The organism is Brevibacterium aurantiacum, assembly GCF_003932995.1.
GTDB lineage: Bacteria > Actinomycetota > Actinomycetes > Actinomycetales > Brevibacteriaceae > Brevibacterium > Brevibacterium aurantiacum.
Window position 1 is genome coordinate 3,721,667 of record NZ_CP025333.1, and the last position, 15,428, is coordinate 3,737,094.

The 15,428-nt window shown below is 64.1% G+C and carries 13 protein-coding genes; 9 read left to right on the forward strand and 4 right to left on the reverse strand.

What is annotated here, in order from left to right:
* Positions 1-85: 85 nt before the first annotated feature.
* On the reverse strand, positions 86-859 hold the full coding sequence (locus tag CXR25_RS17170; protein ID WP_009881834.1) for an SDR family NAD(P)-dependent oxidoreductase: 774 nt from the start codon (positions 857-859) through the stop codon (positions 86-88).
* Entirely contained in the window at positions 856-1,680 is an 825-nt protein-coding gene (locus CXR25_RS17175; RefSeq protein WP_009881835.1) for a thioesterase family protein, read from the reverse strand. The genes CXR25_RS17170 and CXR25_RS17175 overlap by 4 nt, the downstream gene beginning before the upstream one ends.
* A 135-nt stretch (positions 1,681-1,815) precedes the next feature.
* Between CXR25_RS17175 and CXR25_RS17180 the strand changes: the two genes are divergently transcribed.
* The 8 genes from CXR25_RS17180 to CXR25_RS17215 all read left to right on the forward strand — a co-directional run bounded on the left by CXR25_RS17180 (position 1,816) and on the right by CXR25_RS17215 (position 11,791).
* On the forward strand, positions 1,816-2,607 hold the full coding sequence (locus CXR25_RS17180) for an exodeoxyribonuclease III (RefSeq protein ID WP_029416604.1): 792 nt from the start codon (positions 1,816-1,818) through the stop codon (positions 2,605-2,607).
* Positions 2,608-2,919: 312 nt separating this feature from the next.
* Positions 2,920-5,286 (forward strand): helix-turn-helix transcriptional regulator, encoded by a 2,367-nt coding sequence (locus tag CXR25_RS17185; RefSeq protein WP_096157691.1) that lies wholly within the window; start codon positions 2,920-2,922, stop codon positions 5,284-5,286.
* 151 nt (positions 5,287-5,437) lie between these two features.
* The gene (locus CXR25_RS17190) at positions 5,438-6,355 is read left to right on the forward strand and encodes a GTP pyrophosphokinase (RefSeq protein ID WP_009881839.1); all 918 of its coding nucleotides are present in this window, start codon (positions 5,438-5,440) and stop codon (positions 6,353-6,355) included.
* 57 nt (positions 6,356-6,412) lie between these two features.
* Entirely contained in the window at positions 6,413-7,291 is an 879-nt protein-coding gene (locus tag CXR25_RS17195; protein WP_069601047.1) for a DUF5926 family protein, read from the forward strand.
* Positions 7,292-7,366: 75 nt separating this feature from the next.
* Positions 7,367-8,176: a glycosyltransferase family 2 protein gene (locus tag CXR25_RS17200; RefSeq protein ID WP_069601048.1), complete on the forward strand. Its 810-nt coding sequence runs from the start codon at positions 7,367-7,369 to the stop codon at positions 8,174-8,176.
* The gene (gene pheA / locus CXR25_RS17205; protein ID WP_069601049.1) at positions 8,173-9,111 is read left to right on the forward strand and encodes a prephenate dehydratase; all 939 of its coding nucleotides are present in this window, start codon (positions 8,173-8,175) and stop codon (positions 9,109-9,111) included. The genes CXR25_RS17200 and pheA overlap by 4 nt, the downstream gene beginning before the upstream one ends.
* 119 nt (positions 9,112-9,230) lie before the next feature.
* Positions 9,231-10,973 (forward strand): FAD-binding dehydrogenase, encoded by a 1,743-nt coding sequence (locus CXR25_RS17210; protein WP_125240806.1) that lies wholly within the window; start codon positions 9,231-9,233, stop codon positions 10,971-10,973.
* Positions 10,974-10,978: 5 nt separating this feature from the next.
* Positions 10,979-11,791 (forward strand): SDR family oxidoreductase, encoded by an 813-nt coding sequence (locus CXR25_RS17215; RefSeq protein WP_125188494.1) that lies wholly within the window; start codon positions 10,979-10,981, stop codon positions 11,789-11,791.
* 43 nt (positions 11,792-11,834) lie between these two features.
* Here the strand turns inward: CXR25_RS17215 and CXR25_RS17220 are convergent, their stop codons facing one another.
* On the reverse strand, positions 11,835-12,767 hold the full coding sequence (locus CXR25_RS17220; RefSeq protein WP_125240807.1) for an NAD-dependent epimerase/dehydratase family protein: 933 nt from the start codon (positions 12,765-12,767) through the stop codon (positions 11,835-11,837).
* Between the two features lie 77 nt (positions 12,768-12,844).
* Positions 12,845-13,624, reverse strand: coding sequence for an enoyl-CoA hydratase (locus CXR25_RS17225; protein WP_009881846.1), 780 nt, complete (start codon positions 13,622-13,624; stop codon positions 12,845-12,847).
* A gap of 158 nt (positions 13,625-13,782) precedes the next feature.
* Here CXR25_RS17225 and CXR25_RS17230 point away from each other — a divergent pair, with 158 nt between their 5' ends.
* Positions 13,783-15,360: a Na+/H+ antiporter gene (locus CXR25_RS17230; RefSeq protein WP_241212350.1), complete on the forward strand. Its 1,578-nt coding sequence runs from the start codon at positions 13,783-13,785 to the stop codon at positions 15,358-15,360.
* The last annotated feature ends 68 nt before the right edge of the window (positions 15,361-15,428 follow it).

Consider the following 15,428-nt stretch of genomic DNA (forward strand, 5'->3'; position numbering starts at 1 on the left):
GATAGAACCCCAGGTCACAAGCCTCGCCGAAAATAATTCAAGACTCAACTTCATTCGGCGGGTCGCAACTGTCACTGCCGCGAACTCAGTGATCGTCTCGTCTGCTGAGAGAGAATCCCGTCGACCCCCAGCGCACCAGGGAACGCGGAACGAAGCGGGCGATTCGAGCCGCCAGCGCGTAGCTCACCCCGGGGACCGAGACCACCTTGCCGCGCCTGGCATCGCGCAGGGACGCGGTGACGACCTGCTGCACACTCAGCCAGATCCAACCCGGCCCGGGCCGGTCGACGCCGAGTCGTTCATGGAATCTGGTCCGAATGAATCCAGGCAGGACGACGGTGACCGTCACCGGGGTACCTCGCAGTTCGCCGGCGAGTGCTTCAGTGAAGACCAGAGTCGACATCTTCGATGCCGCATACTGCCCCATGGTCGTCAGTGCCGCCATGGACGAGACGTTGATCAGACCGCCGCGACCACGTTCGCGCATCTGCTTGACCGCGGCCAGCGAAAGCTCGCGCACGGCGCCGGTGAGCACCATGTCCTGGTCCTCAAGCTCGGCCGCATCCGAGTCGAGCAGACCCTGCTTGAGTCCGTATCCGGCGTTGTTGATGAGCAGATCGATCCGTGAGGTCTCAACCACAGTCCGGACCATGTCGATGCCGGATCGGGTGGACAGATCGGCCACGACAACCTCGGCGTGGGTGCCGTGTTCGGTTTCGATGCTCGTCGCCAGCTCCCGCAGGCGCGTCTCATCGCGGGCCACGAGCACGAGGTCATAGTGATCGGCGGCGAGGCTGAGGGCGTAACCACGCCCCAGCCCTGAGCTGGCGCCGGTGACGAGAGCGCGCGGCCTCGTCACTTCGCGCCCTGGCCCACCCGCACTGTCAGCGACTGTGCCGCGGTGCCGATCGGCCCCTTGACATCGCTGAGGACGCTCGTGGTCTCGCCGATCCCGGTGGGGCCGAACGCCACCTTCGTCTCGAAGCCGACCCAGCCTGGTTCGGGGACTCGGGTGAGGTGGATGGTGAGGTCGACATTGGGGAAGAACGTCGTCTTCGGATCTTCTCTCACAGCCAGCCCGTTGGCTGTATCGACGAGCTTCACGAAGGCCGCGGTCGCGGGGTCGTCCTCACCGTCGACGAGGGGAAAGGGGGACCGAATCCAGGAACGAGCGAATCCGGGGCGGACGTCGGCGAACTGGCCACCGTCCAACGAGGCGATGAAGCCTCCGCCCCAGCGGCCGGTGAACGGTACGGCAGGAGCTTCTTCGGGCTCTGGCAGAGCCTGCCATTCGTCGCCGACGACGCTGGTGGTGTCGCTGGGCAGCAGGCGCCAGACTCTGGCGTGGACGCTCGTGCGCTCACCATGGCGCATGCTCGCCTCGATGAGTTCGATGGTCCGACCGGGCCTGATGACGTTGACGTCGATTGTGAATTCGCCGGAATGGATGACGCCGAGGATGTCGAAATTGATCCGAGAGACCAACTTGTCCGAGGGCAGTCGGCGTTCGATCTCTGCCAGCACCAGTCCTGCGGCTGGGGCCAGATGCTGTTCGCCCGGCTGCCAGGCGCCCTGACTGTGCAGCGTCGAGATGAAGGTCTCCGGCCCCGTGCGCACATAGTAGGAGTCGGGGCAGGCGGCACCATCGTGGCCGAGGTGTTCGTTGAGTGCTTCAGGCATGACCCCAGATTATCGGTAGCCAACCGGCGCCGAGGTGATGGGGCCACGGGGTGCGCCTGCTGACTCCTCCTGGTGACCGGCTTCCTTCTGCCTGTTGAGCTTGGGCCTGCGGTCGGGACCGCCTATGGTGGGAGAGTGAGAATCGCGAGCTGGAATGTGAACTCGATCCGCGCCCGACATGACAGAATCGGCGCCTGGCTGGATCGCTCCGACGTCGACGTCCTGGCCATCCAGGAACTCAAGTGCAAGGACGAACAGTTCCCGGAGGACCTGTTCACCTCCCGTGGCTATGAAGTGAGCTTCCACGGCCTCAATCAGTGGAATGGTGTGGCCATCGCCTCCCGAGTCGGACTCGAGGACCCCGAGATCGGATTCACCGACATTCCCTCATTCGGCGAAGAGCCCGTGGTCGAGGCCCGTGCACTCTCAGCCACCTGCGGCGGAGTCAGAGTGTATTCGCTCTACGTTCCCAATGGTCGTGAACTCGACCACCCGCACTACACCTATAAGCTCGAATGGTATCGGGCCCTGACTGCCGATATCTCTGCACAGTTGAGTGAAACACCTGATAAGAAGCTCGTCCTCTGTGGCGACTTCAATGTCGCACCCTTGGATGAGGACGTCTGGGACATGGCGGAGTTCGACGGACTCACCCATGTGTCCGAGCCCGAGCGCGATGCCTTCAACTCCCTCCTCGGCGCCGGGCTCACCGAGGTCACCAGGCAGTTCACACCAGGCCCAGGCGTCTACACCTTCTGGGACTACCAGAGGCTGGCATTCCCGAAGAAGAAGGGCATGCGCATCGACTTCGAGCTCGCCTCACCGTCCTTGGCTGAGAAGGCCACCGGTGCCGAGATCGACCGCGAGGAGCGCAAGGGCAAGGGCGCGTCGGATCACGCTCCTGTCATCGTCGACTACGAGGTGTGAGCAGTACCCGACGAAAACCTCACGTCTTGAGCCTGCTTCGGCACTCCCCCACGCCGCTACAGATCAATATTGACGAAACACCACTTCACAAGTGATCCTAAGAACAACGTGCCGCTGCTCACTCCCCGATAATGCGCAACGGCATCGTTGAACACAGATTGAGTGAAGTTGAACGCAGACAAACGCAGACTTAGTGAAAATCACATAGCTGCCACATTGTGTAACCGGAATTCTCTCAAAGAGATCAGATAGATTACTTAATGGTAGTCAATCCCCAAATCCCCATATCCCCACTGCCAGAGGTCCCCACCCATGCATGATTCCGCTGACCAGGGCGCTCCCGTTCCCCCGACGGACCGCTCAGCCGGTGCAGGCGTCTTTCCCGGCGAGCGCTCGACGACAGCTCACGCATTCGCGACTCGCCTCGCCGATTTCGCGCCCGAGCTGCCCGAACCAGTGTGGAAGAGTCTGTTTTTGCAGACATCTGGCCATATCTTGGCAGGCCAAGCCGTTCTGCAGGGCGCCGACTCGATGGGCCATGACCTCTCGACAGTCGATGCCGACCACTACTCGGATCTGCCATCCGCCGAGGTTCTGACTCAGATCAGAAGCCAGGCCCCGGACAGTCCCGAGCTGAGGTTTGCCCATCTGCTCTCATTCGTACGCGACATCAACGCCGACACTCTGGCCATCGCCGCCGGAGCAATGCGCTACTTGGGGTCGTTTGCCGTCCCCATCGACCCAGAAGGCGGCGACACCTTCGACATCGCTGACCTGAGCGCACATCTGCTCGAGGACGGATTGCTGTTCCCATCGCTGGAAGACACCGGTCAATACACGATTCCGCCGGTCATGAGAGCGATCCTGAGGCGGCTCTACGACGACCGGGATCGGCACAGCGAATCGCGGTCGCGACGCGCACTTGGTGGCAGCGCCGCGGAATGGCTGAAGGCCCCAGCCTCCTATCATTCGGAGGGCTTCGATGAGGCACTCCTGCAGGTCGCGGAGGCCGGAGAGTGGAGCGCACTGACAGATCTCTGGGCGAACCGCGGCCATGCACTCATGGTCGATCATTTCGACGCGACTCTCGAGGCCTTCTCGAAGGTCCCCGAGGCGCAGACTCAGAACTCGGCGGTATTGGCCGAGGCGAAGGGCGACTGCCTGCAAGCAGGTGAGGCCAGACGGCGCCTTCGCGTCAGCGACGCCCTCACCGTTCTCGGCCAGGTCGACTTCGAGCACTCGGCGGTCCCGACGCTCGACTCGCAGCTGGAACGGATCAAGGACGGTGACTTCACCGTCGATGACATCCTGATCATGGCCATCGCATCGATGCGGCGCCAGAAGGTGTTCGGCCAGTCGGACCAGGGTCTGCAAGTGGCCCGGACGGCCCAGGAGCTCATCAACGACAGCCGACACTTCCAGTCAGCATCGAGCCGACTCTGCGAAGCACGATTCCACCTCGAATATGGGATCACCACCATGTTCGTCGGCGATCTCACGGGCAGTGTCCAACTGCTGCGCCGGTCGATCATCATCACAGAGCTCGCCTCTGCGTCCTCTCCTTATCTCCTGCTCCCCGCACATGCCTACAGTGCCCTGGCGTACGCGATGCTCGGAAACGGGCCATCGAGTGACGCGCACCTGCGTCACTTCGACGAGCTCAGGGAGCAAACTCGCTTCAACAACCCCCACACGCTCACCGCCTATTCCTTGGCTCGCATGATTCGCGCCATGGACGGCCTGGACCTCGACGCAGCAAGCCGGTACTCGGCGCGCCTGACTGACCCCTCACTAGGTCATCACTCGTGGCTCGGAGTCGTTCAGTACAGATCGCTATTAGGCATTCTGCGCAGCGATGTCGGGATCGAGGGCAAGCGCCTGGAGCAGATCATCGACACCAACCGATCGTCCCTGCCGGCCTACGGACTCCTGCTCCACTCACTCCAGCTCATGCTGGTCTCCCTCCACCTGGCTCAGGGCCAGACCCATCTCGCCCAGAATGTCCTGCTCGACGCCGAGACCGAATCGCCGTACATCATCCTGGCCAGAGCTCAACTCCATCTGACCATCGGTGAACACGGGACCGCGGCGCACCTGGCGAACAGAGTGCTGTCTCAGAAGCCACTCGACCTGCACGCCAGGGCCTCGGCACGTGCGATTCAGGCTGCCAGCTTGTTGGGCAAAGGAGAACTGGCAGAGTCAGACTCCGCGTTCGTCGACGCACTCGAGTACTGCAGGATCGCAGCCAGCCTCATTCCCGTGGCGCTGGTTCCCAAGTCTCTGCGCGATCAGTTGATCGCGCGCAGCTCCAGCGCTGCCGAGTGGGACCTGATCGCTCCGGTCTTCGCGAGCGAATCCAACTCCACCGACGGCGCCGACGGTGCCATCGGCGGACCGGGCGATCGCGGTGCCGGGGAACGGCTCCGGCAGCGGCTGCTGGATCTTGGGGAGACACTTCGCATCCGCGCCGGTCACACACTGCTCAGCCCCTCGCAGAGACAGCTCCTGGCACTGCTGGACACCCAGTCCTCGGTGTCCGCAATCGCCGCTGAGCTCAGCCTCGTCGAAGGAACTGTGAAGAACAAGCTGTCGAATCTCTACGCGCGCCTCGGCGTCCGCAATCGCAGAGATGCGCTGGCCCGCGGCTACGAATACGGGTACCTTCCCACCGAGCGCTGAGTCTGCGGCGCGCATCGCAGGACCCCTGAACAGTCCCCGGAGGCTCCCGTGATGACCTCCCGGAGGAAAGCTCGTCTCATTCGCGCGTAAAGCATGGACATCCACCCCGTCTTCTGGTGAAGTTGAATCAGGAGCTAGGAAGGTGACGAGGATGTCAGCAACAGTCCGCGAACTGGTCGACGAAGCCTACGACAGGCGCGAGTCGACATGGAGGGCCGCCCTGGAGACGGTCAACGATTGGGTCGAGGCCGCATGCTCGGGCTCCGCGCTGCTGTCAGGCGATCGAGTCACCGTCGGCCGCGGACGGATCAAGGACCGACTCCGAGCCGGGGAGAAGCTGCGCCGCAAACTCGCCGACGCCAATGACGAGATCCATGAGGCCGTCGAGGTTGAGAACCAGGTCATCGATGTTGTCGGTGCCCGGGCGGTGTGCCGCACCGAGCGGGAACAGACCGCGCTGTGGGATCTGCTCACCGACAGCAATGACAGTTCGAACCTCTCCATCGCCGAGGTGCGGGACTATTCCGCCCAGCCCAAGCCCTCCGGTTATCGCGGACGCCATCTCATCATCGAAGTTCCCTTCGACGCCGAACCCTCAGTGCTCGTCGAGCTCCAGCTGCGCACGATCATGCAGGATGCGTGGTGTGTGCTCGCCGAGGAGCATCTGTTCAAACCCGGTCAGGCACTGAAATCAGATGCCCAGCAGGAGCGGCTCTCCGTCGTCCTCTCCGGGCTCCTGGCTCAGGCCGATGTGGTTGCCGCCTATATCGCCGATGATGTCAGTGCCTACCTGGGAATGGGCAACGCCTCACCGCCTCGGACGGTGACGAATGTCGATGCTGCAGCGGAGGTCCCCTCGATCGAGGTCACCATCCGCGAGCTCAATCATTCCTATGTCCTCGCCGCCGACGAGGTCGGTCGGCACGGGATCATCCGCCTGGAGAACCTGGGACTGACGCCGGAGAATCCCGAACACTCGGCGTTCCCGAACCCGGGTGACAAACTGCAGGTGACGATGGACGAGTCGAACACCACGCGCTACTTCATCCCGGTCGCCGGGCAGCACTGAATCGCCCCGGCGAACGGGATGCATTCCGATTCGCCAGACCGTCTAGACTTGTCTTCCATGGGTAAGAAGTCGAAGCGTTCCAAAGAAGATGTCATTGCCAAGCGTCTGGCACGTGCAGAGGCCACGGCCTTCGTTGCACGTCCGTTCGAGGGACTGCCGTTCGAGGCGGACCTCATCTGCCTGCGTGAGCTGGTGCCGGCGGCGACCGCCTCGGCGAAGCTGAAAGAGGAGTTCGGTGGTCAGGAGATCACCATCACCTCCCTGCTGCCCGCAGCATGGCAGGCCTGGCACCGTGAAGACGGTGAAATCTTGGCCGGCATGCAGGTTCCTGTGTCCTCGACCGATGCTTCTCGCGATGTCGCCCACGGCATCCTGGCCGCAGTCGATGCGGAGCCGGGCACCACCGTCGAGGCGACCACCGAGCCAGGTCAGGGACCGCGTCTGCAGGACATCCTCGACACCGACCACCCGTTCGACATCCGCGTCCTCGAGACTTTCGAGTACTGGAAGCTGCCCGAGGCCGAGACGGACTCCGATGTTGCTGCGGCGCTCGAACAGGCCAACGACTCCATCTCCCCCACGGAGAAGCTCGCCTCGGTGAAGTCCGCCTACTGGACCGAGATGTCGGGCCGCACCTACGTCCGTTGGGCACGCCCCGAGGGTGAGGACGCGATCGTCGACGCTCTCGCGAGCCTGCAGGTCGAGGGGCTCAACGACCTCGGCGGTCCGGGCACTTTCCTGGGATATTTCCGGGCCCACGGAATCATCGTGCCCGTCTGGGAACTCGAATTCGGCACACAGGTCGACGACATCGAAGAACCCATCGCGGAGTTCGGCAAGCGCCTCGAGACGACCATGAACTCGGGCGAGTCTCTGTCTACCGAGGCACGCCGTGCACGTTCAGGCATCGTCGCTCGTCAGCTGACCATCCACTGAGTTCCGTCGCCACGACCACCGGCGAGCGTCGACGCGCATTCGCCGGTGCGTGAGGCGGACAGGAGAAGAGTTTCCATGTCCGAACAGTCGAACACCCCAGTTCCATCTCCGGGGGCGGCACCCCGCGCGATCGCCGCCGTCATCCCCGCGATGGACGAAGCCGACCGGATCGCAGCGACCGTGAAAAGCGCCAAGCAGATCCCCGGCGTCGACATCATCATGGTCGTCGATGACGGTTCGAGTGATGACACCGGCGTTCGTGCCCGCAGGGCCGGCGCCGAGGTGGTCACCCACAGGAAGAACAAGGGCAAGGCTGCGGCCATGATGACCGGCGCGTTTGCGATCAGGAATCGTGAGATCTCCGACTCGGATCCCAACCAGCGCCCGAATCACCGCGCCCTCCTCTTCATCGACGGCGACTTGGAAGATTCAGCCCTCAACACGGCCCCGCTCGCCGCACCTGTCCTCGCTGGTGAGGCCGATATGACGATCGCGATCCTGCCCGCACAGAAACGCAAGGGCGGTGGGTTCGGCTTCGTCGTCGGTCTCGCGAAGAAGGGCATCGCCGAACTCAGCGGATTCGACGCGACCCAGCCCCTGTCGGGAATGCGCTGCCTGAGCCGCGAGGCCTTCGACACGGCACTGCCCTTCGCCGCCGGCTGGGGCGTCGAAACGGCCATGACCATCGATGTCGTCAATGCCGGCCTGCGCGTCGAAGAGGTCGAATGCGACCTCCACCACCGGGTCACGGGCAAGGACCTCAATGCACAGCTGCACCGTGCCGCCCAATACCGCGACGTCGCCCGAGCGATCCTCGTGCGCAGACTCCGGGCCAAGAAGCAGAACGGCACCTCGCCGAGTACCGAGAAGGAGACTACGCAGTGAGCGCAGAGCGCTACGCCTACCTGGGCCCCGAAGCCACATTCACCGAGGCCGCACTGCTGCAGTACCTCGACTCCCACGGCCTGCGCTCGAACGCATCGACCCAGCCCATGCGCAACGGGGCCGCGGCTCTCGAGGCCGTCCTCGACGGTGACTGCCTGGCTGCGGTCGTGCCGATCGAGAACTCCATCGAAGGCGGCGTGCCGGCCACGATCGATGCCCTGACCGATCATGGTCAGCTGCAGATCATCGCCGAGGTGGTCGTGCCCGTGCGCTTCGTCCTGGCGGTGAAGCCGGGGACCGATCCCAGCACGCTGACCTCGTTCGGTTCCCACCCGCATGGCGAGGCGCAGGTGCGGACGTTCATGGCTGCGAACTTCCCCGATGCCGTCTACCTGCCGACCTCGTCGACGGCCGCGGCCGCACGAGATCTGGCTAACGATGCCGCCGACCATGTGGCGGCCGTGTGTCCGGCCTTGGCGGCTGAACGCTACGGGCTTGAGGTTCTGGCCAATGACATCGGAGAACGTCAGGATGCCGAGACCCGGTTCGTCGTCGTCACTCGCCCCGGTGCTATTCCCGCACCGACTGGATCCGACAAGACCACCATCGTGGCCTCGCTGCGCTCCGATCGTGCGGGTGCGCTGTTGGAGATGCTCGAGCAGTTCTCCAGCCGCGGGGTGAACATGTCACGCATCGAATCCCGACCCACCGGTGACGGACTCGGGCTCTACCAGTTCTCGATCGACCTGCTGGGACACGTGCACGAGGCCCGGATGGCCGATGCGCTGCAGGGAGTCCACCGTGTGACCAGGAGTCTGAGGTTCCTCGGCAGCTACCCCAGTGCGGTGGAGACCGGTGTGCCACTCGACCCGACAACCACGGACGATTCGTTCTCCGCCGCCGCTGCTTGGCTCGATTCGACGCTGGGCCGCTGAGACACGACTGCAAGCCCTGCGAACAGTAGGCAGACACCGCGGACAGTAGACAGACTCTGCGGCCAGTAGTCTGAGTATGCACGGGTCGCCAGACCCACATTTCGACGAAGGAGTCGCCCATGGGAAACACCTCTCCGACCGCCGCCCCTCACCCGAATGAGGCTTATGACGCCATCGTCGTCGGGGCAGGCCTCGCGGGACTCGTCGCCGCCCATGAACTCAGCCTCGCCGGGAAGCGAGTGCTCATCCTCGACCAGGAGAACCGGGCCAACCTCGGCGGTCAGGCCTTCTGGTCCCTCGGTGGACTCTTCCTCGTCGACTCCCCTGAGCAGCGCCGACTCGGCGTCCACGACTCCCTCGACCTGGCGCGCCAGGATTGGGCCACCTCGGCGGGCTTCGACCGGGAAGACGATCATTGGCCACGGCAGTGGGCCGAGGCGTATCTCGAGTTCGCCGCCGGAGACAAACGTCGCTACCTCCATGACCTGGGGCTGCGCCTGACACCGATCGTCGGCTGGGCAGAGCGAGGCGGGTCGGGTGCCTCCGAGCACGGCAACTCCGTGCCGAGGTTCCACCTCACCTGGGGCACCGGCCCCGAGGTGGTCCGGGTCTTCCGCGAGCCCGTGGAGCGGGCAGAAACGGCAGGCCTCGTGACCATGGGGTTTCGGCATCGTGTCGATGAGCTCATCGTCGACAATGGCGGCAGCGGCAGCGGCAGCGGCAGCGGCAGCGGGGATGGTGCCTCGGTCGTCGGGGTTCGCGGGCGGAGACTGGCCCCCAGCCACACCGGCCGCGGGGTCGAGTCGAATCGCGAGGAGCTCGATGGTTTCGAGCTGCGTGCCCCTGCGGTCATCGTCACCAGCGGCGGCATCGGCCACAACTTCGAACTCATGCGCAAGTTCTGGCCGGCCGAACGCCTCGGCGAGTTCCCGCAGACGATGCTGGCCGGAGTCCCTGCCCATGTTGACGGGCGCATGCTGGCCATCGCCGAGGAGGCGGGTGCGAGCCTGATCAATCGGGATCGGATCTGGGCCTATACCGAGGGCATCGAAAACTGGAACCCCGTGTGGCCGAACCACGGGATCCGCATCATTCCAGGACCCTCGTCACTGTGGTTCGACGCCGAAGGCAACCGGTTCCCAGCACCGAACTACCCCGGGTTCGACACCAACCGGACCATGAAGACCATTCTCTCGACCGGTCACGACTACTCGTGGTTCGTGCTCAATGAGTCGATCATCCGCAAGGAGTTCGCGCTCTCGGGTTCGGAGCAGAATCCCGACATCACGAAGAAGGACTGGCGCCTGACTTTGGATCGCGCCCGGTCCTCCGATGCTCCCGGCCCGGTCGAAGCCTTCAAAAAGTTCGGTTCCGACTTCGTCGTCGCCGACACCACCGAGGAGCTGGTCGCCGGGATGAACGAGCGCTCCCGCGGTCCCGTCATCGATCATGACCACCTCGTCGACCAGATCATCGAACGTGACCGGCAGATGGACCATTCGTTCTCGAAGGACGCGCAGGTCCAAGCCATCCACAATGCCAGGAACTACCTCGGCGACAAGATCGTGCGGGTCCAGAAACCGCACAAGATCCTCGACCCGGCCCACGGTCCGCTCATCGCTGTGCGGCTGAGTCTGCTCTCCCGCAAGACCCTGGGTGGGCTGGAGACGAACCTCGACGCCCAGGTCATCGGAGCAGACGGCACACCGATTACCGGACTCTATGCGGCCGGCGAGGTCACGGGATTCGGCGGCGGAGGGATGCACGGCTACAACGCACTTGAGGGAACCTTCCTGGGCGGGTGCATCTTCTCCGGGATGCGTGCCGGACGTGCCGTGGCGGGAAGTTTGGGAAGCGCGTGAAGACCATGACGAACACAAATCTCACGGTGTTAGTCACCGGTGGCACTTCCGGCATCGGTGCCGCGCTGGTGAGGAAGTTGGCAGACCGTGGCTGCACGGTGCTGACCACGAGTCGGGACCCCGAGCGGATTCCGCAGTCCGAGCGGATCCCCGGGGTGCGCTATCTTCAATTGGACCTCGCCGATCTCGACAGCGTCGAGTCACTGGGCGCCGAGCTTGGCACCGTCGACGTCCTCGTCAACAATGCCGGCGAGAGCCAGTCGGGTCCCTTCGAGGAGCTGCCCTCCGATGCCATCGACCGCCTGTTTCACACCAATGTCTTCGGGCCGGTGCGTCTGAGTCAGCTCGTCCTGCCCGGTATGCGCGAGCGTGGTCGCGGCCGGATCATCATGGTCGGGTCCATGCTCGCCAGCTTCCCCCTGGCCCACCGCAGCTCCTATGTCGCCTCCAAGGCAGCCCTGCGCGGATTCACCACGGCCGCACGTCAGGAGCTCTCGCCATTCGGAGTCTGGCTCAGTGTCGTCGAACCCGGGTCTATCGCCACCGGGATCGGCAACCGGCGGACGAAGTACCTCTCTCCCGGTTCTGTCTACACCGAGGATGTGAGAACGATGCTTGAGCACCTCGATGACAATGAACGAGGCGGGATCTCGGCCGAGACCGTGGCCACGACCATCGTCACGGCCATCGAGGCGGCCAGGCCTCGCGAATTCTATGCCGTAGGGAGCAGGGCACCGCTGCCGTTCCTGCTCAAACGGGTGCTCCCGCGCGCGGTGATGTCACGGATCGTCGCGGCCCAGCACGGGCTCAAACGATGAGTTCCGCGATCTTGCGCCGCTGAGTGGCTGACTGCCTGAACGGCTACTGGAACCGTGAGGGCAGAAGGAACTGCGTGGTGGAGATTCCGAGCACTCGCTGCTGACGAGTCAGGTTGTACGTGCGATCGTGCTGAAGGTACTCGACGAGGAACAGCTCCGCCCGGTTGCCCCGCTTGAAGAACGTCTTGATCTTCAGGCCCAGTTTCGCGGCGAAGAGCGCCTTGTCCTTCGCGATCGCATCGATGACGACAGGCTCGTATTCCATACGGGCGAAGTGGGTGGAGACGGCGTCCTTGAGCTTGTACGGAGTCGGATCGCCGATGTTGAACGGGCCCGAAGCCGAGGGTACGTCGACGCAGGCGATGGCCGCTCGCACCAGGTTGTCGATGTGGGTCAGGGTGATCTTCTGCCGACCGCCGCCGGGAAGTCGCAGGACTCCCTTCTTCGCCACTTGGCTGAGATAGGGCATGAGCATCGTCTCGCCGGGGCCGTAGACCGCGGCGGGCCGGAGGATGGCAGCATCGGGACGGATCCGCATCACCAGCTGCTCGGCCAGAGCATGCGTCCTCGAATAGGCGTCGTGGAAGTCGTTGGGATCCTTGGGCCCGGCCTCTTCCCACAGGTCCGCATGGGGTGCGTTCGTGGAATAGACGGTGGTGGAGGAGATGTGCACGATTCGCGCCTTCGCGAATGCGTCGAGCACGTTCCTCGTCCCCGTGACCTTGACGCTGTAGAGCTCATCGTCATCGGCATTGACGGCCGCGATGCCGGCGCAGTGGAAGACCGCCGTGGCCTTCGACGCCAGGGACTTCACCGCTTCCGACGCAGGTTCGGTCAGGTCCCACGCCTGGAAATTCACACCCGGAATCTCGGGATCGCGTCGACCCAAGGCATAGACCGTCTCATCCCTGTTCGCCAGGGCACGGGCGATGGCGCCACCGATGAAGCCGCTGGCTCCGGTCACGATTACCGCCACGTCTGATCCTCCATCATCATCTGAAGCATCTCATCCGGTCCATCCGAATGAGCACACTGTCATAGGAAATCACACTGTCAGTCCCGATGCTGCCACCGAGGCTCTCTTCTGGTGAGAAAAGCGTCGATCCCCTCCTGCGCATCGGCTGCGACGGCGTTGTGCGCCATCACCTCCGACATGTGCTCATAGGCCTCTGCCAGAGGCAGATCGCGCTGTTCGTAGAACGCTGCTTTGCCTATTGCCACTGTAGCTGACGAGGCTGACGCGACCTTCCGCGCCAATTCCAGGGTCGAGGCCTCCAGCTCGTCATCGGCGACGACATCGGAGACCAGACCGAACGACAGTGCGTCATCTGCGCTGAGGAAGTCCCCGGTCAGCAGCATCCGCATCGCCGTCTTCGCCGGCACCGCCCGGGTCAGGGCCACCATCGGTGTGGAGCAGAACAGGCCGATCTTCACCCCTGGGGTGGCGAACCGAGCCGACGCTGCTGCGACCGCCAGGTCGCAGCTGGCGACGAGCTGGCACCCGGCGGCGGTCGCCACGCCCTGGACCTGTGCGATGACCGGCTGCGGGATCGATTGGATCAGCTGCATGAGTTCGGAGCAGAGTGCGAAGGTCTCCTGCTGCGATTCCAGCTTCGCCCCGCTGATCTCCTTGAGATCATGCCCGGAGCTGAAGACGTGACCTGCGGTGGACAGGATCACGGCACGGACATCGGTGCGCTGACCCACCTCGGCGAGGGTGTCGATGAGACCCTTCATCACCGAGCGCGACAGCGCGTTCCGAGTCTGAGGCTCGTTGATCGAAATCGTCGCGACTGCGTCCTTTTCCAGGGAGAATACAATTGAGTCAGACATAAGGGTATTCTGCCAAAATATCGTTGGTCCGGCGCGGAAACCTGATGTGGATCTCTTTCCGAATCCTTACCAGGCGCCCCCTCATGGAGACGATGTTTCCTGACATCGATGCCGTTGTACCGGTGTGCATTCATGCCACCCATATCGAGGAGACGAGCATGACGACTCTGCTGATGATCATCGGATTCGGTGCCGCAACCAGCGTGGTCGTGGGCCTGGGCCAGAAGCTGCGCCTCCCCTGGCCGGCTCTCATGGTCATCATCGGCATCGCCGGCGCGTTCATTCCCACGTTCGCCGAGATCACCATCGAACCCGATCTCATTCTGCCTCTGTTCCTGCCTCCGCTCCTGTTTGCCGCCGCGCAGAAGACCTCGTGGGCGCTCTTCGCCATCCGCTGGCGCACGATCCTGGGCATGGCGGTCGCTCTCGTCGGGGTGACGGTGGCGGCAGTGGCCGGAACTGCGGTCCTCCTCATCCCCGGGATCACGATCGCGGCGGCGGTGGCCCTCGGCGCCATGCTCGCCCCGCCTGACCCCGTCGCCGTCGATGCGGTCGCGGGAACTGTCTCGATACCTCGGCGGATCATGTCGACCCTGCAGAGTGAAGGGCTGTTCAACGATGCCGCCTCCCTCGTCATCTTCCAGACGGCGATGGCGGCAGCCATGTCCGGCACCGAGGTGGACTTCGGTCAGCTGGCCCTGTCCTTCCTCATCTCCGCGGTCATCGCCATCACCGTCGGCCTCGTCGTCGTGTTCATCGTGTGGTGGGTGATGGAGAAGATCGACCATACGATCGCCCGCTCCTCGCTCATGCTCATGCTGCCCTTCGGCGTCTACCTCATCGCCGAACATTTCCATGCCAGCGGAGTCATCGCCGTCGTCGTGGCCGCGCTCGAGGTGCGCAGGCGCGACGTCGAAGGCAACTCGGCGGAACGTGTCACCCAGGCCTCGACGTGGCAGGTCCTGGAAATGCTCATCACCGGAATCGCCTTCGGCCTCATCGGCCTCGATCTGCGCATGGTCGTCGAGTCCGAGCACGCCGACCTGGGAAAGGCCGTCCTCGTGGGGTTGGGCATCGCGCTCATCGTCATCGCCGTGCGGTTCGGCTGGCTGCTCATCGGAACCGTGCTGGAGAACAAGCGCAGGGAGGAGGACCCGGATGCCGCACCGCTGAACATCAGGGATGCCACGCTCATGACCTGGGGCGGCATGCGCGGTTTGGCCACGATCGCACTGGCCCTGTCGATTCCGGCGACCACAGACACCGGCGAACCCTTCCCCGGCCGTTCCTACATCCTCGTCGCAGCCGCGGTGATCCTGCTCGTGACGCTGGTGCTCGCCGGCCTCACCTTCCCCACCATCGTCAACGTCCTAGGCATCGACGACGAGGCGGAGAAGGAACGCCAGGCGACGAAGGAGATCGCGGCCCGGGCCTACAAAGCCGCCCTCCACCAGATCAAGAACGACCCGGCTCTGCCCGACGAGGTGGCCGACCCTCTGCGCGCCCGCTTCAAGGGCCTCTATGCGCAGCTGCTGGGAACCACTGACGACCAGGCCAGCTCTGAACAGGCGACGACGCTGAAGGAGAACCGCGAGGTCATGGCCAAGGTGCAGACCCGGGCGCTGCAGTCGGCCCGCACGGAAGTGCTCAAGGCCCGGCGCGAACGCGGCACCGATCCGGAGGTCGCCGACAGGGTGCTGCGCCGATTCGACCTCCAATCCGTGCTTCTGAGGTGAGCTGCTGCGTCGAGTCACTCCCCGCGGTGCGCCTGCGTGACATGCTCCCCGCGAGGAGGCGGATTCTC

Excerpts from the sequence above, each read along its gene's own strand:
- CXR25_RS17195 (WP_069601047.1), top strand. The coding sequence starts at position 6,413 with ATGGGTAAGAAGTCGAAGCGTTCCAAAGAAGATGTCATTGCCAAGCGT.
- CXR25_RS17175 (WP_009881835.1), bottom strand. The coding sequence starts at position 1,680 with ATGCCTGAAGCACTCAACGAACACCTCGGCCACGATGGTGCCGCCTGC.
- CXR25_RS17210 (WP_125240806.1), top strand. The coding sequence starts at position 9,231 with ATGGGAAACACCTCTCCGACCGCCGCCCCTCACCCGAATGAGGCTTAT.
- CXR25_RS17190 (WP_009881839.1), top strand. The coding sequence starts at position 5,438 with ATGTCAGCAACAGTCCGCGAACTGGTCGACGAAGCCTACGACAGGCGC.
- CXR25_RS17230 (WP_241212350.1), top strand. The coding sequence starts at position 13,783 with ATGACGACTCTGCTGATGATCATCGGATTCGGTGCCGCAACCAGCGTG.
- CXR25_RS17185 (WP_096157691.1), top strand. The coding sequence starts at position 2,920 with ATGCATGATTCCGCTGACCAGGGCGCTCCCGTTCCCCCGACGGACCGC.
- CXR25_RS17215 (WP_125188494.1), top strand. The coding sequence starts at position 10,979 with ATGACGAACACAAATCTCACGGTGTTAGTCACCGGTGGCACTTCCGGC.
- CXR25_RS17200 (WP_069601048.1), top strand. The coding sequence starts at position 7,367 with ATGTCCGAACAGTCGAACACCCCAGTTCCATCTCCGGGGGCGGCACCC.
- CXR25_RS17225 (WP_009881846.1), bottom strand. The coding sequence starts at position 13,624 with ATGTCTGACTCAATTGTATTCTCCCTGGAAAAGGACGCAGTCGCGACG.